The sequence below is a fragment of the Paenibacillus sp. J22FR21 genome (assembly GCF_056269135.1).
This window is the reverse complement of record NZ_JBWDNJ010000015.1, coordinates 20,412-39,719: the sequence shown is the minus strand read 5'-3', so window position 1 is coordinate 39,719 and position 19,308 is coordinate 20,412. Positions and strand designations below refer to the sequence as shown.

The 19,308-nt window shown below is 47.4% G+C and carries 19 protein-coding genes; all 19 read left to right on the top strand.

What is annotated here, in order from left to right:
* Positions 1-45: 45 nt before the first annotated feature.
* The 19 genes from rplL (at position 46) to rpmC (ending at position 19,278) form a co-directional block, all read left to right on the top strand.
* Entirely contained in the window at positions 46-405 is a 360-nt protein-coding gene (gene rplL, locus AC0YNS_RS30585; protein ID WP_475784669.1) for a 50S ribosomal protein L7/L12, read from the top strand.
* A gap of 86 nt (positions 406-491) precedes the next feature.
* Positions 492-1,094, top strand: coding sequence for a class I SAM-dependent methyltransferase (locus AC0YNS_RS30580; protein ID WP_475784668.1), 603 nt, complete (start codon positions 492-494; stop codon positions 1,092-1,094).
* Positions 1,095-1,502: 408 nt separating this feature from the next.
* A complete protein-coding gene (gene rpoB / locus AC0YNS_RS30575) occupies positions 1,503-5,066 on the top strand; it encodes a DNA-directed RNA polymerase subunit beta (RefSeq protein ID WP_475784681.1) in 3,564 nt (1,187 codons plus the stop codon).
* A 152-nt stretch (positions 5,067-5,218) separates the two neighbouring features.
* Positions 5,219-8,845, top strand: coding sequence for a DNA-directed RNA polymerase subunit beta' (gene rpoC, locus AC0YNS_RS30570; RefSeq protein ID WP_475784667.1), 3,627 nt, complete (start codon positions 5,219-5,221; stop codon positions 8,843-8,845).
* Positions 8,846-9,108: 263 nt separating this feature from the next.
* Positions 9,109-9,339, top strand: coding sequence for a ribosomal L7Ae/L30e/S12e/Gadd45 family protein (locus AC0YNS_RS30565; RefSeq protein ID WP_475784666.1), 231 nt, complete (start codon positions 9,109-9,111; stop codon positions 9,337-9,339).
* A 135-nt stretch (positions 9,340-9,474) separates the two neighbouring features.
* Positions 9,475-9,894 (top strand): 30S ribosomal protein S12, encoded by a 420-nt coding sequence (gene rpsL / locus AC0YNS_RS30560; RefSeq protein ID WP_090583216.1) that lies wholly within the window; start codon positions 9,475-9,477, stop codon positions 9,892-9,894.
* A gap of 64 nt (positions 9,895-9,958) precedes the next feature.
* Entirely contained in the window at positions 9,959-10,429 is a 471-nt protein-coding gene (gene rpsG, locus AC0YNS_RS30555) for a 30S ribosomal protein S7 (RefSeq protein WP_090986341.1), read from the top strand.
* Between the two features lie 29 nt (positions 10,430-10,458).
* The gene (gene fusA / locus AC0YNS_RS30550; protein ID WP_475784665.1) at positions 10,459-12,540 is read left to right on the top strand and encodes an elongation factor G; all 2,082 of its coding nucleotides are present in this window, start codon (positions 10,459-10,461) and stop codon (positions 12,538-12,540) included.
* Positions 12,541-12,653: 113 nt separating this feature from the next.
* Complete coding sequence (gene tuf / locus AC0YNS_RS30545; RefSeq protein WP_475784664.1) at positions 12,654-13,844, top strand: elongation factor Tu; 1,191 nt, start codon at positions 12,654-12,656, stop codon at positions 13,842-13,844.
* A 593-nt stretch (positions 13,845-14,437) separates the two neighbouring features.
* A complete protein-coding gene (gene rpsJ / locus AC0YNS_RS30540) occupies positions 14,438-14,746 on the top strand; it encodes a 30S ribosomal protein S10 (protein ID WP_005544556.1) in 309 nt (102 codons plus the stop codon).
* 41 nt (positions 14,747-14,787) lie between these two features.
* Positions 14,788-15,411, top strand: coding sequence for a 50S ribosomal protein L3 (gene rplC, locus AC0YNS_RS30535; RefSeq protein ID WP_475784663.1), 624 nt, complete (start codon positions 14,788-14,790; stop codon positions 15,409-15,411).
* Between the two features lie 25 nt (positions 15,412-15,436).
* Positions 15,437-16,060, top strand: coding sequence for a 50S ribosomal protein L4 (gene rplD / locus AC0YNS_RS30530; RefSeq protein ID WP_475784662.1), 624 nt, complete (start codon positions 15,437-15,439; stop codon positions 16,058-16,060).
* Positions 16,060-16,350, top strand: coding sequence for a 50S ribosomal protein L23 (rplW, locus tag AC0YNS_RS30525; RefSeq protein WP_210663952.1), 291 nt, complete (start codon positions 16,060-16,062; stop codon positions 16,348-16,350). Before rplD ends, rplW begins: the two co-directional genes overlap by 1 nt.
* Before the next feature lie 64 nt (positions 16,351-16,414).
* On the top strand, positions 16,415-17,245 hold the full coding sequence (gene rplB / locus AC0YNS_RS30520; RefSeq protein ID WP_090986330.1) for a 50S ribosomal protein L2: 831 nt from the start codon (positions 16,415-16,417) through the stop codon (positions 17,243-17,245).
* Positions 17,246-17,313: 68 nt separating this feature from the next.
* Positions 17,314-17,595: a 30S ribosomal protein S19 gene (rpsS, locus tag AC0YNS_RS30515; RefSeq protein ID WP_090986328.1), complete on the top strand. Its 282-nt coding sequence runs from the start codon at positions 17,314-17,316 to the stop codon at positions 17,593-17,595.
* A 44-nt stretch (positions 17,596-17,639) separates the two neighbouring features.
* Positions 17,640-17,975, top strand: a complete 336-nt coding sequence (gene rplV, locus AC0YNS_RS30510; protein WP_090986326.1) for a 50S ribosomal protein L22 — start codon at positions 17,640-17,642, stop codon at positions 17,973-17,975.
* A 13-nt stretch (positions 17,976-17,988) separates the two neighbouring features.
* Positions 17,989-18,651, top strand: a complete 663-nt coding sequence (gene rpsC, locus AC0YNS_RS30505; RefSeq protein ID WP_475784661.1) for a 30S ribosomal protein S3 — start codon at positions 17,989-17,991, stop codon at positions 18,649-18,651.
* A 2-nt stretch (positions 18,652-18,653) separates the two neighbouring features.
* Complete coding sequence (gene rplP, locus AC0YNS_RS30500) at positions 18,654-19,088, top strand: 50S ribosomal protein L16 (RefSeq protein WP_090986323.1); 435 nt, start codon at positions 18,654-18,656, stop codon at positions 19,086-19,088.
* A complete protein-coding gene (gene rpmC, locus AC0YNS_RS30495; protein WP_090583239.1) occupies positions 19,078-19,278 on the top strand; it encodes a 50S ribosomal protein L29 in 201 nt (66 codons plus the stop codon). The genes rplP and rpmC overlap by 11 nt, the downstream gene beginning before the upstream one ends.
* Positions 19,279-19,308 lie beyond the last annotated feature (30 nt).

Sequence of the window (19,308 nt, the reverse complement as noted above, 5' to 3'; positions counted from 1 at the left end):
TAAGAAATAAAACAAAAACAAAACAAACTATTGGAGGTTTCTCTCATGAGTAAAGAACAAATCTTGGAAGCCATTAAAGGCATGAACGTTCTAGAACTGAACGACCTGGTTAAAGCAATCGAAGAAGAATTCGGCGTAACAGCAGCAGCACCAGTTGCAGCAGCAGGCGCAGCAGCAGCTGTAGTTGAAGAGCAAACTGAGTTCGACGTAATCTTGAACAACGCTGGCGCTTCCAAAATCAACGTTATCAAAGCAGTTCGCGAAATCACAGGTCTTGGCCTGAAAGAAGCGAAAGACCTTGTTGACGGCGCTCCTAAAGCAGTTAAAGAAAGAATCTCCAAAGAAGACGCTGACGCTATCAAAGCTAAGCTTGAAGAAGCAGGCGCTTCCGTAGAAGTGAAGTAATAACCGCTTATAGCGGAAACCCCTTGAAGCTTCGGCTTCAAGGGGTTTCCTTGATTTTTAAGGTTGTTCCGGATGGGAGGGATATGATGTCAGACCATTATTACACACGTACACCGGGAACCGCGCATGATCGGCATCTTCTCGAGACCGAGCTTTGTGGCTATAAGCTGCGTTTTATGACGGATGCAGGCGTTTTCTCGAAAACCGGCATAGACTTTGGCAGTCGAGTTCTTGTCGAAGCGCTTCAGCTGGATAAGCAAGCGAAGGTGCTGGATGTCGGCTGTGGTTATGGGCCAATGGGTATTACAGCAGCGAAGCTGGCTGAGCACGGGCATGTAACGATGATCGACATTAATGAACGTGCAGTTGCGTTGGCAACGGAAAACTTGAAGTTGAATGGGATCTTGAACGCCACAGTGTTGCAAAGCGACATTTATGAACGGGTGATGGGTCAAACTTTCGACACGATCATAACGAATCCGCCGATCCGGGCGGGCAAAGAGGTTGTCCATCGGATATTTGAAGAAGGTGCGAAGCTGTTAGTACCGGGCGGGGCGATGTGGGTGGTCATTCAGAAGAAGCAAGGGGCACCATCTGCGGCGGCGAAGCTCGAAGCGATTTTTGGAAACGTGGAAGAGGTTACGAAAGAAAAGGGTTATCGCATATTTAGGGCACAGAAGGAAGTCTAGGGAAAAACGCAACATTTTGTTGACTTGACTTTTCTGATGTGATATCATTATGAAATGTCAGCATTAAAATGGGCACAATCTCTTTAGTCCACTAAAATGTCAAGCGCTATTTTAAATGAATAGAAACAGCGGATTTGACGTATAATGTTTACATTTTGGGTCAAAATTACTTGATATGAGACTTTTGTGGTTTATTGTACCACAGAGTTGTGGCTGACAGAAGCATGCTCTTTTTTCGATTTCTCGATAAGGGCTTTTCTTTATTTGAATCAGAATTTGCCTGCTGCACATTCTGGTTTTAACAATGTGATAAACGTTCGCGGTCTTGCTCGCAAATTTACGGGTACGATTAGCGAACTGTTTAAGCTTGTTTATACAAGGTCATTGTTCACTTTCTGTGAAGCAGACATGAGGGGTGAGGTTAAGTTGGCAGGACAACTTGTTCAGTATGGGCGTCGCACGCGTAGAAGCTATGCCCGCATCCGCGAGGTGCTCGAAGTTCCGAACCTGATTGAAATCCAACAAAAATCGTACGAGAAGTTTTTGGAGAAGGACTTGCTTGAGCTTTTCCAAGACATTTCGCCGATTCAGGATTTTACAGGTAATTTGATGCTTGAGTTCATCGACTATTCACTTGGCGAGCCTAAGTATTCTGTCGATGAGTCGAAAGAACGCGACGTGACTTATGCGGCACCGCTGCGTGTTAAGGTTCGACTCATTAACAAAGAAACCGGTGAAGTGAAAGAGCAAGAAGTGTTCATGGGTGATTTCCCGCTGATGACCGAGACGGGCACATTTATTATTAATGGCGCGGAACGTGTTATCGTCAGCCAATTGGTTCGTTCACCTAGCGTTTACTTTAGCACGAAAGTGGACAAAAACGGCAAGAAAAATTATACGGCTACGGTGATTCCAAACCGCGGTGCGTGGCTGGAGCTTGAAACCGATGCGAAGGACATTATTTATGTTCGTATTGACCGTACTCGGAAGATCCCGGTTACAGTGCTTCTTCGCTCCCTTGGATTCGGCACGGATGCTGAAATTTTAGAATTGCTGGGCCATGACGAATATATTCGAAACACGCTGGATAAGGATAACACCGATTCCACGGAAAAAGCTCTTATCGAGATTTACGAAAGACTCCGTCCGGGTGAGCCGCCTACGCTTGATAATGCAAAGAGCTTGCTGGTAGCGCGCTTCTTTGATCCAAAGCGTTATGATTTGGCAAACGTAGGTCGTTACAAAATCAATAAGAAGCTGCACATTAAGAACCGTCTGTTCAACACGCGGCTCGCGGAAACGCTGATTGATCCTTCTACAGGGGAAATCCTGGCGGAAGCTGGTCAAATGATCGACCGTCGTTTGCTGGATGAGCTAATCCCTCATCTGGAGAACAATGTAGGCTTCAAAACGTACAATGTGGCAAATGGCGTTCTTGATGCGGATAGTATTCCGCTTCAAACGGTGAGCGTATACTCCCCGCTTGATGAGACTAAAGTGATTAAGGTCATTGCCAACGGCATTATCGACAAAGCTGTTAAGCATATTACACCTGCTGATATAATCGCTTCCATCAATTATTTCATAGATTTGCTGCACGGCGTAGGAAGCACGGATGATATTGACCACCTAGGTAACCGTCGTCTTCGTTCGGTTGGCGAGCTGCTTCAGAACCAGTTCCGTATCGGTTTGTCCCGTATGGAGCGTGTTGTTCGAGAGCGTATGTCCATCCAGGATGCTAATGCGATTACACCGCAGGCGCTTATCAATATCCGTCCTGTTATTGCGTCGATTAAAGAGTTCTTTGGTTCATCCCAACTCTCGCAGTTTATGGACCAAACCAATCCGCTTGCTGAACTGACGCACAAACGTCGTCTGTCTGCACTCGGACCCGGCGGTTTGACGCGTGAGCGCGCGGGCTTTGAGGTTCGTGACGTTCATAACTCTCACTATGGCCGTATGTGTCCGATTGAGACGCCGGAGGGACCGAACATCGGTCTGATTAACTCCTTGTCGACATTCGCGCGTATTAATGAATATGGCTTTATCGAAGCTCCTTACCGTTGGGTAGATCCGAAGACGGCTATTGTTACGGAGCAAATTGCCTACCTGACTGCTGATGAAGAAGATAACTACGTCATCGCGCAAGCGAATGCGAAGCTTACCGACGAAGGTAAGTTCCTCGACGATGCGGTTATCGTTCGTTACAACAAACAGGCTGACAATATTTTGACCATGCCTACTGAACGTGTTGACTATATGGACGTATCGCCTAAACAGGTTGTATCCGTCGCTACGGCGCTCATTCCGTTCCTTGAGAACGATGACTCCAACCGTGCGCTCATGGGATCCAACATGCAGCGGCAGGCTGTTCCACTTCTAATTCCGAAGTCTCCACTTGTCGGAACGGGTATGGAACATAAGTCTGCTAAAGATTCAGGTGTATGTATCGTTGCGAAATACGATGGCGTTATCGAACGCGTATCAGCCAATGAGATCTGGCTGCGCCGCGTTGAGATGATTGACGGTAAGCCGGTAACAGGCGACTTGGTGAAATCGAAGCTGCATAAGTTCATGCGCTCTAACCAAGGTACTTGTATCAACCAGCGTCCGATCTGCCGTAAAGGCGACATCGTGAAGAAAGGTGATATCCTTGCGGATGGTCCTTCCACGGAAATGGGCGAATTGGCGCTCGGACGTAACGTTGTCGTTGCGTTTATGACGTGGGAAGGCTACAACTATGAGGATGCGATCCTACTAAGCGAGAAACTCGTTAAAGAGGATGTGTACACGTCCATTCATATCGAAGAATATGAGTCGGAAGCACGTGACACGAAACTCGGACCGGAAGAAATTACGCGCGACATTCCGAACGTCGGTGAAGAAGCGCTCCGCAACTTGGATGAGCGTGGAATTATCCGCGTCGGTGCTGAAATTAGCGCAGGGGACATTCTCGTTGGTAAAGTAACGCCTAAAGGGGTTACGGAATTGACGGCTGAAGAGCGTTTGCTGCATGCGATTTTCGGTGAGAAAGCGCGTGAAGTACGTGATACTAGCTTGCGTGTACCTCATGGTACTGATGGTATCGTCGTAGACGTTAAAGTATTTACTCGTGAGAATGGCGACGAATTGCCGCCAGGCGTTAACCAATTGGTTCGTGCCTACATCGCGCAGAAACGTAAGATCTCTGAAGGGGATAAGATGGCAGGACGCCATGGTAACAAAGGGGTTATCGCTCGTATCCTCCCAGAAGAAGATATGCCTTTCCTACCGGACGGAACGCCAGTAGAGGTTGTTCTTAACCCGTTGGGTGTACCTTCGCGTATGAACATCGGTCAAGTACTGGAAGTCCATCTTGGTATGGCTTGTAAGAAACTTGGCATCCATGCTGCAACACCGGTATTCGATGGAGCGCGTGAGTATGACGTGTTTGACTCCATGGAAGAAGCAGGTATGCAGCGTAACGGTAAGACCGTTCTTTACGACGGACGCTCCGGTGAGCCGTTCGAGCGTGAAGTAACTGTCGGCGTCATGTACATGATTAAACTGGCGCACATGGTTGATGACAAAATCCATGCTCGTTCAACTGGTCCTTACTCACTTGTTACTCAGCAGCCGCTGGGTGGTAAAGCGCAGTTCGGCGGTCAGCGTTTCGGGGAGATGGAAGTTTGGGCGCTTGAAGCATATGGGGCTGCCTATACATTGCAAGAGATTTTGACCGTGAAATCCGATGATGTCGTCGGCCGTGTCAAAACGTACGAGTCTATCGTGAAGGGTGAGAACGTTCCGGAACCGGGCGTGCCTGAATCCTTCAAAGTTTTGATCAAAGAGCTTCAGAGCTTAGGTATGGACGTTAAGATCCTATCTGAGAATGAAGAAGAGATCGAAATGAAAGAGATGGACGATGAGGATGATGCAGCGAATGACAAGCTCAACCTCAATTTGGAAGGTGCAGAAGTAGGCGTCGAGTAATCGTTGCTTTCCTGCCGGAAGTCATAAGCATGCCGAAGTCCAACTTCACGGGCGGATGTAAGGTTGAAGGAGCCGCTTGCGCTGTGCTCCTTTAGCCGTTAACGGCGTTAAATACAGCATATTAGTGAACCATGACGAAGGAGGGTTGCTCCTTGTTGGACGTGAACAACTTCGAGTATATGAAGATTGGATTGGCATCTCCGGATAAAATCCGATCGTGGTCCCGCGGAGAAGTAAAGAAACCGGAAACGATCAACTACAGGACTTTAAAACCGGAGAAAGAAGGTCTTTTCTGCGAAAAGATTTTCGGACCGACGAAAGACTGGGAATGTCATTGCGGTAAATACAAGCGCGTTCGTTATAAAGGCGTTGTCTGTGACCGCTGTGGTGTTGAAGTAACGCGTGCGAAAGTGCGTCGTGAGCGTATGGGGCATATCGAGCTAGCGGCTCCTGTATCCCATATCTGGTACTTCAAAGGAATTCCGAGCCGTATGGGGCTGGCTCTTGATATGTCGCCTCGTTCGCTTGAAGAGATCATCTATTTTGCATCATATGTGGTAACGGATCCAGGCGATACGCCGCTTGAGAAAAAGCAGCTGTTGTCCGAGAAAGAATACCGCAGCTACCGTGAGAAGTACGGCTATGGCTTCCATGCCGGCATGGGTGCAGAAGCAGTCAAGAAACTGCTTCAAGACATCGATGTCGAGCGTGAGCTTGAAACATTGAAAGAAGATCTTCGTACCGCTCAAGGCCAACGTCGTAACCGTGCGATCAAACGTCTTGAAGTTATCGAAGCATTCCGTAACTCCGGCAATATGCCGGAATGGATGATTCTTGATGTGCTGCCGGTCATTCCGCCGGAACTTCGTCCAATGGTACAGCTTGACGGTGGACGTTTTGCAACGTCTGACCTGAATGACTTGTACCGTCGTGTAATTAACCGTAACAACCGTCTGAAACGTCTGCTCGATCTCGGTGCTCCGGATATTATCGTGCAGAATGAGAAGCGTATGCTTCAAGAAGCGGTTGATGCTTTGATCGATAATGGCCGCCGTGGTCGCCCGGTAACGGGTCCAGGTAACCGTCCGCTTAAATCGCTCAGCCATATGCTCAAAGGTAAGCAAGGACGTTTCCGTCAGAACTTGCTCGGTAAACGGGTTGACTATTCCGGTCGTTCCGTTATCGTCGTAGGTCCTAGCTTGAAAATGTTCCAATGCGGATTGCCGAAAGAAATGGCGCTTGAGCTCTTCAAGCCATTCGTTATGAAGGAACTCGTTAACAAAGGTCTTGCACACAACATTAAGAGTGCGAAACGTAAAGTTGAACGTGTCAGCCCAGAAGTTTGGGATGTGCTAGAAGAAGTAATCAAGGAGCACCCGGTTCTACTCAACCGTGCCCCGACCCTTCACCGTTTGGGTATCCAAGCGTTCGAACCGATTTTGGTTGAAGGTCGCGCAATTAAACTTCACCCGCTCGTATGTACCGCTTATAACGCGGACTTTGACGGTGACCAAATGGCAGTTCACGTACCGCTCTCTGCTGAAGCGCAAGCTGAAGCACGTTTGCTCATGCTTGCTTCGGGTAACATTTTGAACCCGAAAGACGGCAAGCCGGTCGTAACGCCTTCACAGGATATGGTTCTCGGAAGCTTCTACCTGACGATGGACAACAAAGAGGGTAAAGGCAGCGGTTCTGTATTCGCTACTGTAAACGAAGCGATCTCTGCATACCAACGCGGTATTGTATCGCTGCATGCACGTATATTTATTCCGGTTAAAGTTCTGAAGAAAACGTCCTTCACGGATGCACAGCAGAAGACGCTGATCTGCACCACGGTTGGTAAAGTAATCTTCAACGAAATTTACCCGCCGGATTTCCCTTACATCAATGAACCTACCAAGGTGAACTTGCTGCAAGGTACCCCGGATAAATATTTTGTCCATGATAAGGGCGCTGACTTGCTTAAGTTTATGGATGGGTTGGCTCAAATTGGCGGTGTAGGTAAAGAGTATCTCGGCTTAATTATTGCGGAGTGCTTCCGTCAATACCACACAACCAGAACTTCGATCATGCTCGACAAGATCAAGGAACTGGGCTTTACGTACTCGACTCGTGCAGGTATTACGGTTGCGGTATCTGACGTTATCGTACCTCCTGAGAAGGTTGAGATCTTGAGAGAGTCCGAAGAGAAAGTAAAAGTCGTTTCGAATCAATACCGTCGTGGTTTGATTACAAACGAAGAACGTTATGACCGTGTAATTGAAATTTGGAGCAAAACCAAAGATCAAATCACTGAAATCCTTATGAAATCGATGGATCGTTACAACTCCATCATGCTCATGGTGGATTCCAAAGCACGGGGTAACAAATCGCAAATTACGCAGCTTGGCGGTATGCGTGGTTTGATGGCGAATCCATCCGGTCGGATTATCGAATTGCCAATCAAGTCCAACTTCCGTGAAGGCCTAACCGTACTCGAGTACTTCATCTCGACGCATGGTGCGCGTAAAGGTCTTGCCGATACTGCATTGCGTACAGCTGACTCAGGTTACCTGACTCGTCGTCTGGTTGACGTTGCACAAGATGTAATCGTTCGTGAGGATGATTGCGGAACAGACAAAGGCTTTAGAGTAAGTAAAATTCAAGACGGTAAAGAGGTTATCGAAGATCTCTACGACCGTATTGAAGGCCGTTACTCCTTTGAAACTGTACGTAATCCACAAAACGGCGAAATCATTCTACACCGCAGCCAGTTGATCGATTCCAATAAAGCAGAGGAACTTATCGCTGCTGGAGTAGAAAGCCTGCAAATCCGTTCCGTTCTTAGCTGCCGTGCTCGTCATGGCGTATGTAAAATTTGCTACGGACGTAACTTGGCAACAGGTAAATTCGTTGAGATCGGTGAAGCGGTCGGTATTATCGCTGCTCAATCCATCGGGGAACCGGGAACACAGCTTACAATGCGTACTTTCCATACCGGCGGTGTTGCCGGAGACGATATCACGCAAGGTTTGCCGCGTATCCAAGAGCTTTTCGAAGCACGTAACCCGAAAGGTCAAGCGATCATTTCCGAAATCGACGGTGTCATTAAAGACATCCGCGAAACGAAAGACCGCCGTGAAATCGAAGTTCAAGGTGAAGCAGAATCAAAAGTTTATGCTGTTACCTATGGTTCGCGTATCCGCGTAGCCAAAGGCAAGCAGATCGAAGCCGGCGATGAGCTCACAGACGGTTCGATCGATCCGAAGGATATGCTCCGTATTAAAGGCATCCGTGGCGTTCAGAACTATATCCTTCAGGAAGTTCAACGCGTATACCGGAACCAAGGGGTAGAAATCAACGATAAGCATATCGAGGTTATGGTGAAGCAAATGCTTCGCAAAATCCGTATCGTAGAAGCTGGCGACACAACGTTGCTGCCAGGTGCTTTTGTTGACATTCATGAGTATGAAGCGGCAAACCGCGACGCAATTCTCTCCGGCAAAGAGCCGGCGGTAGCTAAACCGGTATTGCTGGGTATTACTAAAGCATCCCTGGAAACTGACTCCTTCTTGTCAGCAGCCTCATTCCAAGAGACAACTCGTGTCTTGACTGATGCCGCTATCAAAGGTAAAGTCGACCAGTTGCTTGGTTTGAAAGAGAATGTTATCATTGGTAAGCTCATCCCGGCAGGTACAGGTATGCAGCGTTATCGCAGCGTGCATGTAGCTGGTATGGATGATGAACCAGGCATGGAAGAACTGCAAGTTGAAGCAGAGAGCGTACCGGTTGAGTCTTAATCGGGAAGTGATATAAGGCAGCATGAGGACAAAGAGCGAGCGGGGCTGCAGCCGTTGCAAACGGAAGTAAGCCTGCCGCTCTTTGCGCCGTCATGCCATGTCATGATAATCCATTTTCTCCTGTAATTCTTAAAGAGTCGTGCTTGACAATTACCAAGCCTAGATGCTAATATGTCGTAGTGTGCCAAATCGCACAACCTCTACGCATGTCATTAACGAAACTTGATCGTTCTAGTTTTGACTGACTTGGAAGGATGGTTGAGATGCGATTTGTAATTGGTAGCAAGCAAACGACGAAGATGGTTGAGCAAGGATTAGCCACTCAAGTCTATGTAGCACAAGATACAGATCCGCGGCTGAAGAACAGTATTGTTCGGCTTTGCGAAACATCGGGAGTGCCAATCATCTGGTCTGAATCAATGAAGGACCTTGGGGAAACCTGTGGAATTGAAGTTGGTGCAGCGATGGCAGCGGTTATACCGGAAATCGAATAAAGAAGTAACGTTTTTACCGAGTTGAATGACAAGGTAGAAACTTTCGTTTGTTTCTTTATGAACCGCCTGGATCTGTGGGCTTAAATAGCCAATATGTCTTGAAATGTTTTACTAAGTGAGGAAGGGGGATGCAACATGCCAACAATTAACCAACTCGTTCGCAAAGGCCGTGAAGCGAAAGTCGTTAAATCGAAATCGCCAGCCCTGCAAAGAGGTTTCAATGCATTGAAACGTGAAGAGACAAACCTTAGTTCACCACAAAAACGTGGGGTTTGTACACGTGTAGGTACGATGACTCCGAAAAAACCGAACTCCGCTTTGCGGAAATATGCGCGTGTACGTTTGACAAACCGCGTTGAGGTTACAGCTTACATCGGCGGTATTGGACACAACCTGCAAGAGCATAGCGTAGTATTGGTACGCGGCGGCCGGGTAAAAGATCTTCCGGGTGTTCGTTACCATATCGTTCGCGGTGCGCTTGATACAGCGGGTGTAAACAACCGTAAACAAGCTCGTTCCAAATACGGAACTAAACGTCCTAAAGTTAAAAAATAAGGCATAGCCGGCGACGGTTATCCTCATCCTAAAATGAAAAACTAGAAGAAAGGGGGACTTCCACATGCCACGCAAAGGTCCAGTAGCAAAACGTGATGTATTGCCAGATCCGTTGTACAGCAGCAAGCTTGTAACTCGCTTGATCAACCGTATCATGATCGATGGTAAACGCGGTGTCGCTCAAACAATTTTGTATGATGCGTTCACACTTATCAACGAGCGTACGGGTAAAGAACCGATGGAAGTTTTTGAAGCAGCAATTAAGAACATCATGCCAGTACTTGAAGTTAAGGCACGCCGTGTAGGCGGTTCGAACTACCAGGTACCAATTGAAGTTAAACCGGAGCGCCGTACAGCGCTTGGTCTCCGTTGGCTCGTGAACTATTCACGTAACCGCGGTGAGAAAACAATGGAAGAACGTTTGGCAGCTGAAATCATCGATGCTTCCAACAACACTGGTTCATCCGTGAAAAAACGCGAAGATACACACAAAATGGCTGAAGCGAATAAAGCATTCGCTCACTATCGTTGGTAGAATTCGCTTAATCGAAAGGAGACTGAATTATGGCAAGAGAGTTCTCCTTGGAAAATACGCGTAATATCGGGATCATGGCGCATATTGATGCAGGTAAAACTACCACGACAGAGCGGATCCTGTTCTACACAGGCCGTACCCACAAAATCGGCGAGGTGCACGAAGGTGCAGCAACGATGGACTGGATGGAGCAGGAACAAGAGCGCGGAATCACGATTACTTCCGCTGCTACTACTGCTCAATGGCATGGTCACCGCATTAATATTATCGACACCCCGGGGCACGTTGACTTCACTGTTGAAGTTGAACGTTCCCTGCGTGTATTGGACGGGGCCGTTGGTGTTTTCAGTGCGAAAGAAGGCGTAGAGCCGCAATCCGAAACCGTTTGGCGTCAAGCTGATCGTTACGGCGTACCGCGGATCGCTTACGTCAACAAAATGGATATTATCGGCGCAGACTTCCTTAACGTAGTTAGAGATATGCGCTTGCGTCTTAACGCAAATGCAGTGGCAATTCAATTGCCGATCGGCGCTGAGAACGACTTTGTAGGTGTAATTGACTTGGTTGAACGAGTTGCTTACAAGTACAAAGACGATCTTGGTAAAGATCCGGAGAAAATTGAAATCCCTGCGGAATATAAGGACCAAGTCGAAGAACTTCGCTTGGAACTGATCGAGAAAGTTGCTGAGCTTGATGAAGAGCTCACAATGAAATATCTCGAAGGCGAAGAAATCACTGTTGCTGAGATTAAATCCGTACTTCGCAAAGGTGTTTGCGATGTTAAGATCTTCCCAGTAATCGTTGGTTCTTCGTACCGTAACAAAGGCGTTCAATTGATGCTTGATGCAGTTGTTGACTACTTGCCATCGCCAATCGACGTTCCAGACATCAAGGGTCACCTTGAAGATGGTACTGAGACGATCCGCAAGTCTGCTGACGACCAGCCTTTCGCAGCATTGGCGTTCAAAATCATGACTGACCCTTACGTAGGTAAACTGACGTTCTTCCGCGTATACTCCGGCGTACTTAGCTCCGGTTCATACGTTGTGAATGCAACGAAAGGCAAACGTGAGCGGATCGGTCGTATCCTTCAGATGCACGCTAACAGCCGTCAAGAAATCAGCGAAGTTTACTCCGGTGATATCGCAGCAGCTGTAGGTCTGAAAGATACAACTACTGGCGATACGCTTTGTGATGAGAAGCACCCGGTTATCCTTGAGTCCATGAACTTCCCTGAGCCGGTTATCCAGCTTGCGGTTGAGCCTAAGACAAAAGCTGACCAAGACAAAATGGGTATTGCTCTTCAAAAGCTGTCTGAGGAAGATCCTACGTTCCGTGCTCACACGGACGAAGAGACCGGCCAAACGATTATCGCTGGTATGGGTGAGCTTCACCTTGAAATTCTAGTTGACCGTATGCTTCGTGAATTCAAAGTCGAAACAAACGTTGGTAAGCCTCAAGTAGCTTACCGTGAGACGTTCAAAACGGCTGCGAAGGTCGAAGGTAAATTCGTTCGTCAATCCGGCGGACGCGGCCAATTCGGACATTGCTGGGTTGAATTCTCCCCGCTTGAGCCAGGCTCAGGCTTTGTGTTTGAGAACAAAACCGTGGGTGGCTCGATTCCACGTGAGTTCATTGCTCCAATTCAAGCAGGTATCGAAGAATCGATGAAAAATGGTGTCGTTGCCGGCTTCCCGGTTGTTGACATCAAAGCAGTCGTAGTCGACGGTTCCTACCATGACGTTGACTCCTCGGAGATGGCGTTCAAAATTGCTGGATCGATGGCGCTTAAAGCAGCGAAAGAGAAATGTTCTCCGATTTTGCTTGAGCCTATCATGAAAGTAGAAGTTAGCGTTCCTGAAGAGTACATGGGCGACGTAATGGGTATGTTGAGCTCCCGCCGCGGTCGTATCGAAGGTTCGGACACACGCCATGGTGCGTTGATCGTTCGTGCTAAGGTGCCTCTAGCTGAGATGTTCGGTTACTCCACTACACTTCGTTCCGGTACACAAGGTCGCGGCGTGTTCTCCATGGAGCTTTCGCACTATGAAGAAGTACCACGTTCGATCTCGGAAGAGATCATCTCCAAATCCAAAGGCGCTGCTAACTAGTAGCTCTTTGATAACTTGCATCTCATAAGTTGCACTATGGCTGAATGTTGGGGGCATTAAGCTCCCGCACAGCCGATCACATAATCTTCTACTTATTAAGGAGGAATAGTTCAATGGCTAAGGCTAAATTTGAACGTAATAAACCGCACGTTAACATTGGTACAATTGGTCACGTCGATCATGGTAAAACAACTTTGACGGCTGCAATCACTACAGTTCTTTCGAAAAGATACGGTGGTGCTGCTGTAGCATTCGACCAAATCGACAAAGCTCCAGAAGAGCGCGAGCGCGGTATCACAATCTCCACTGCTCACGTTGAGTATGAAACTCCTAACCGTCACTATGCACACGTTGACTGCCCAGGTCACGCCGACTATGTTAAAAACATGATCACTGGTGCTGCACAAATGGACGGAGCAATCCTGGTTGTATCCGCAGCTGACGGCCCAATGCCGCAAACGCGTGAGCACATCCTTCTTTCCCGCCAAGTAGGCGTACCTTACATCGTCGTATTCCTGAACAAATGCGACATGGTTGAAGATGAAGAGTTGCTTGAACTCGTTGAGATGGAAGTTCGCGACCTTCTTAGCGAATATGAGTTCCCAGGTGATGATACTCCAATCATCCGCGGCGCTGCTCGTGAAGCTCTTCAAAACCCAGATGGCCCATGGGCTGACAAAATCATCGAGTTGTTCGAACAAGTCGATACTTACATCCCAACTCCACAACGTGATACTGAGAAGCCGTTCCTTATGCCAGTTGAGGACGTGTTCACAATCACAGGTCGTGGTACTGTTGCTACAGGACGCGTTGAGCGTGGCGTAGTTAAAGTATCTGACGAAGTTGAAATCATCGGTATTGCTGAAGAAACTCGCAAATGTATCGTAACAGGCGTAGAAATGTTCCGTAAATTGCTTGATTCCGCACAAGCTGGTGACAACATCGGCGCATTGCTTCGTGGTGTAGACCGTAAAGACATCGAGCGTGGTCAAGTACTTGCTAAGCCAGGTTCCGTTAAACCACACACGAACTTTACAGCTCAAATCTACGTTCTGACTAAAGAAGAGGGCGGACGTCACAAACCTTTTTTCACAGGTTACCGTCCACAGTTCTACTTCCGTACAACTGACGTAACTGGTATCATCAGCTTGCCTGAAGGTACTGAGATGGTTATGCCAGGCGACAACATCACAGTAACGGTTGAGCTTATCGCTCCAATCGCTCTGGAAGATGGTACTCGCTTCGCAATCCGTGAAGGTGGCCGTACTGTAGGCGCCGGCGCTGTAGCTTCCATCCAAAAATAATGAAACTGCAGCGTAAGCTGCAGCTCATAAAGCCCTCACTTCGGTGGGGGCTTTTTTATTACTAAATTTTGATGTTTGCGTAAAAGCTCGAATTTCACTATTATAAGTGAAGACAAAAGACGCGCAGAAACAAAGAGAACGAAGTTCATGCAATTAACGATTAATGGCTTCATTATATAAGCCATTTTTTAATGTGTTTTTTTCTCATTTGGCTTTATTGATTATGAATGTTTTCGCGAATCCACAAAGCGCAGCGGAGTGGGAAATGAGCCTGAGAGTTTACATGCTGCCTTTGAAATTAAGTTTCCACAGTTGAGCAATTTATTAATGTAGAAACTCAATTTCAACAGCAGCCGAAGGCCATTTGCCGCGCAGCGTAGCGAACTATGGATCCCAAGTAATTCTTTTCATCAAAGCCAATAATTTTGTTGCATTCGCCCAGCGTTTCAGATATAATAGTGAGCGTTGGTCTGTGACGTTGCGATGATGCGAGAGGTTGCCGACACACACGGCTCCTTTGCCATGAGGGGCGTGTCGGGTTTTCTTGCGGAGTATGTCCGATACTAAATTGGGCGATAGAAGGAGGGACTTATATGGCTAAGCAAAAGATTCGTATTCGCTTGAAAGCATACGATCATAGAATTCTGGATCAATCCGCAGAGAAGATTGTTGAAACTGCGAAACGTTCCGGTGCAGGCGTGTCTGGGCCGATTCCGCTTCCTACTGAGAAGCAAATCATCACCATTCTGCGTGCGGTACACAAGTACAAGGATTCTAGGGAGCAATTCGAAATGCGCACTCATAAGCGTTTGATCGACATTGTTAACCCAACGCCGCAAACGGTTGATGCATTGATGCGCTTAGATCTGCCATCCGGTGTAGATATCGAAATCAAACTGTAAGTTATGCATATTTGAAAATGGAAAGGAAATGAGGTGTCAACATGAAAGGTATCTTAGGTAAAAAACTTGGAATGACGCAAGTGTTTACTCCTGAAGGTAACGTAATTCCGGTTACGGTTATCGAAGCAGGCCCTTGTGTTGTTTTACAGAAGAAGGACCAAGACAACGACGGTTACGTATCCGTACAACTTGGTTTCTCCGACAAGAAAGTATCGAGAGCTACTAAGCCAGAAATCGGCCACGCTAAAAAAGCGGAAACGGCTCCTAAGCGCTACGTTCGTGAATTCCGCAGCATCAACATTGCTGAATATGAAGTTGGCCAGGAATTGAAGGCTGACCTATTCACAGCTGGCGAGTTCGTTGACGTTACAGCTACTTCCAAAGGTAAAGGTTTCCAAGGTAACATCAAACGTTGGAACCAAAGCCGCGGCCCTATGGCGCACGGCTCGCGTTACCACCGTGGTCCAGGTTCGATGGGTTCTATCCAAGCGAACCGCGTACCAAAAGGCAAACACCTTCCAGGGCACATGGGTAACGAAACAGTTACAATCCAGAACCTTGAAATCGTGCGCGTTGATGTGGAACGTAATGTATTGCTCGTTAAAGGCTCCATTCCGGGCCCTAAAAATAGCTTTGTAAAAGTTAAATCTACGGTGAAGAAATAATCGCCTAAGAAAGGAGGAACATGAAATGCCGAAAGTAGCAGTTTATAGCGTGAATGGCTCGCAAGTTGGCGAGGTTGAATTGTCCGAAGCGGTATTCGGAATTGAACCAAACGTTCACGTATTGCATAGCGCAGTTCTTTTGCAGCAAGCTTCTGAACGCAGAGGTACGCACAAAACAAAAGGACGCTCCGAAGTACGCGGTGGCGGTCGTAAGCCTTGGAAACAAAAAGGTACAGGCCGTGCACGTCAAGGTAGCATTCGCTCCCCACAATGGGTTGGCGGTGGTACAGTATTCGGACCAACTCCACGTAGCTATAGCTTCAAACTTCCTAAGAAAGTTCGTCGCCTAGCAATCAAATCTGCATTGTCTTCCAAAGTGATCGACAACGAAATTATCGTTCTGGATCAACTGGCGTTCGCGCAACCGAAGACTAAAGAATTCGTAGCAATTCTGAACAACCTGAAAGTGGCTCGTAAAGCACTGGTTGTAACAGCTAGCTTTGAAGATAATGTAGCACTTTCAGCTCGTAACATTCCTAATGTGAAGTTCGTTGCAGCCGATGGCATCAATGTTCTAGACGTTATGAAATACGACAAGCTGATTATCACTAAAGAAGCGGTTGAAAAAGTACAGGAGGTGCTTGCGTAATGAAAAATCCTCGCGATATTATCAAGCGCCCAATCATTACTGAACAAACAAGTGATTTCATGGCGAACAAAAAGTATGTATTCGAAGTTGATCTTCGTGCAAACAAAACTGAGATCAAACTTGCGATTCAATCGATCTTCAAAGTGAAAGTATCGAGCGTGAACACGCTTCGCATGCCGGCTAAGCCTAAACGCTACGGTAAACACAGCGGATATACATCCGAGTGGAAAAAAGCGATCGTGCAATTGAGCGCAGATAGCAACGAGCTAGAATTTTTCGAAACAGTTTAATTAGCGAAGAAGCCCCCGGCTTCTCGTGAAAGAACGTTAGATATCGGTTAAGGAGGGAATCGAAGTGCCAGTTAAGAAGTATAAACCGACATCTCCAGCGCGACGTGGTATGTCCGTCTCGACATTTGAAGAGATCACCACAAGCACACCGGAGAAATCGCTTCTTGCGCCGCTTTTCAAAAAAGCTGGTCGTAACAACCAAGGTAAAATTACGGTTCGTCATCACGGTGGCGGCCATAAACGTAAATACCGGATCATCGACTTCAAACGTAACAAGGACGGTATCGTAGGTAACGTCGCGACGATCGAATACGATCCGAACCGTACGTCCAACATCGCACTTATCCACTATGTGGATGGAGCGAAAGCCTACATCATCGCACCTAAAGGCCTTAAAGTTGGGGATAAAATCGTTTCCGGAGCAGATGCTGACATCAAGATCGGTAACGCGTTGCCGCTTGAGAACATCCCGGTAGGTACAGTTATCCACAACATCGAGCTAAAACCAGGCAAAGGCGGACAATTGGTTCGTGCTGCTGGAACAACTGCTCAACTTCTTGGTAAAGAAGAGCAATACGTCACAATTCGCTTGACGTCCGGCGAAGTACGTCGTATTCTGAAAAAATGCCGTGCGACAATCGGTTCTGTTGGTAACGAAGATCACGAACTCGTGAAAATCGGTAAAGCCGGCCGTTCCCGTTGGATGGGCAAACGCCCTGAAGTACGTGGTGTTGTAATGAACCCGAACGATCACCCACACGGTGGTGGTGAAGGCCGTGCGCCAATCGGACGTAAATCTCCAATGTCTCCATGGGGCAAACCTACACTTGGTTTCAAAACACGCAAAAAGAAAAAAGCATCGAGCCAATACATTGTTCGTCGTCGTACGAAGTAATAGGCGCCTCGGCGTCATGAGCGTGACGCGCTGCGTCGCGTAACGCTAGCGTGAAGGGAGGATCATCCATGGGTCGCAGTTTGAAGAAAGGACCGTTTATTGACGGTTACTTGCTGAAAAAGGTTGAAGTTCTGAACGAGGCTGAGAAGAAGACAGTTGTCAAAACTTGGTCGCGTCGTTCTACAATTTTCCCGCAATTCATCGGTCACACTTTTGCTGTTTATGACGGTAAGAAGCACGTGCCGGTATATGTGACGGAAGATATGGTTGGCCACAAACTCGGTGAGTTCGCGCCAACTCGTACGTACAAAGGACACGGTAACGATGACAAGAAGACTGGTCGTCGTTAATCGGTTAAATAGTTAGGTAATAAAGGTCGAGAGGAGGTTCATCCATGCAACAAGCTAAAGCGTTCGCTAACCACGTCCGCATTGCACCTCGTAAAGCTCAGCTGGTTGTTGATTTGATCCGTGGTAAGCAAGTCGGCGAAGCAATCGCGATTCTGCGCCACACACCAAAATCGGCTTCCCCAATCGTTGAGAAGCTGCTGAATTCCGCAATTGCTAATGCGGAGCACAACTACCAATTGGACGTGAACAAACTTGTGATTACACAAGTGTTTGTTAACCAAGGGCCAACAATGAAACGTTTCCGCCCGCGCGCAATGGGTCGTGCTAGCCGGATTAACAAAAGAACCAGCCACATTACTTTGGTGGTATCCGAAAAATAAGGAGGGAAAACGTGTGGGACAAAAAGTAAACCCGGTCGGTCTACGTGTTGGTATTATCCGTGATTGGGAATCCAAATGGTACGCAGGCAAAGACTTCGGCGAATTGCTCATGGAAGATGTTAAAATCCGTGAGTACCTCAAAAACAAATTGAAAGATGCGGCTGTCTCCAAGTTCGAAATCGAGCGTGCAGCTAACCGCGTTAACGTTACAATTCATACAGCTAAGCCTGGTATGGTAATCGGTAAAGGCGGATCTGAAGTTGAAAACCTTCGTTCCGAACTGTCGAAAATCGCTAAAGGCAAAAAAGTGCACATCAACATCTCTGAGATCAAACATCCAGAACTTGATGCGATTCTCGTAGCTGAGAGCATTGCACAACAACTTGAGCGTCGGATCTCGTTCCGCCGTGCAATGAAACAATCCATCCAACGTACAATCCGTTCGGGCGCGAAAGGTATCAAAACTGCCGTTAGCGGTCGTTTGGGCGGCGCTGAGATTGCTCGTCAAGAAGGTTATAGCGAAGGTACAGTTCCACTTCATACGCTGCGTGCAGACATTGATTATGGAACAGCAGAAGCTGCGACAACATACGGCCGTATCGGCGTTAAAGTATGGATCTATCGCGGTGAAATCCTTCCAACTAAGAAGAAAGCTCCACAGGAAGGAGGCAACTAATCATGTTGGTCCCAAAACGTGTCAAACATCGTAAGCAACAACGTGGTCATATGAAAGGTCGCGCTAAAGGCGGTACTGAAGTAGCCTTCGGCGAATACGGTCTACAAGCACTTGAGCCTTCATGGATCACTAACCGTCAAATCGAAGCAGCGCGTATTGCGATGACTCGTTACATTAAACGTGGCGGTAAAGTATGGATCAAGATTTTCCCTGCGAAACCAATTACGCAAAAGCCTCTTGAAGTTCGGATGGGTAGCGGTAAAGGTAACGTAGAAAAATGGGTTGCTGTCGTAAAACCGGGCAAAATAATGTTCGAGCTTGCTGGCGTATCTGAAGAGATCGCACGTGAAGCTATGCGTCTTGCAGCACATAAACTCCCAGTTAAAACGAAGTTCGTGAAACGCGAAGAAGTGGGTGGTGAAGCAAATGAAAGCTAATGATTTCCGCAACCTAACCTCTGTTGAACTCGAACAAAAAGTCGCTGGATTCAAAGAAGAGCTATTCAACCTTCGTTTTCAATTGGCTACCGGCCAACTGGAAAACCCAACTCGCATCCGCGACGTACGTAAGGATATAGCTCGTGCCAAAACCGTTCTTCGTGAAAGAGAACTCGGAATCAGCAGCTAAACTGCGATTGTCCGTGAGCGATAACGAATG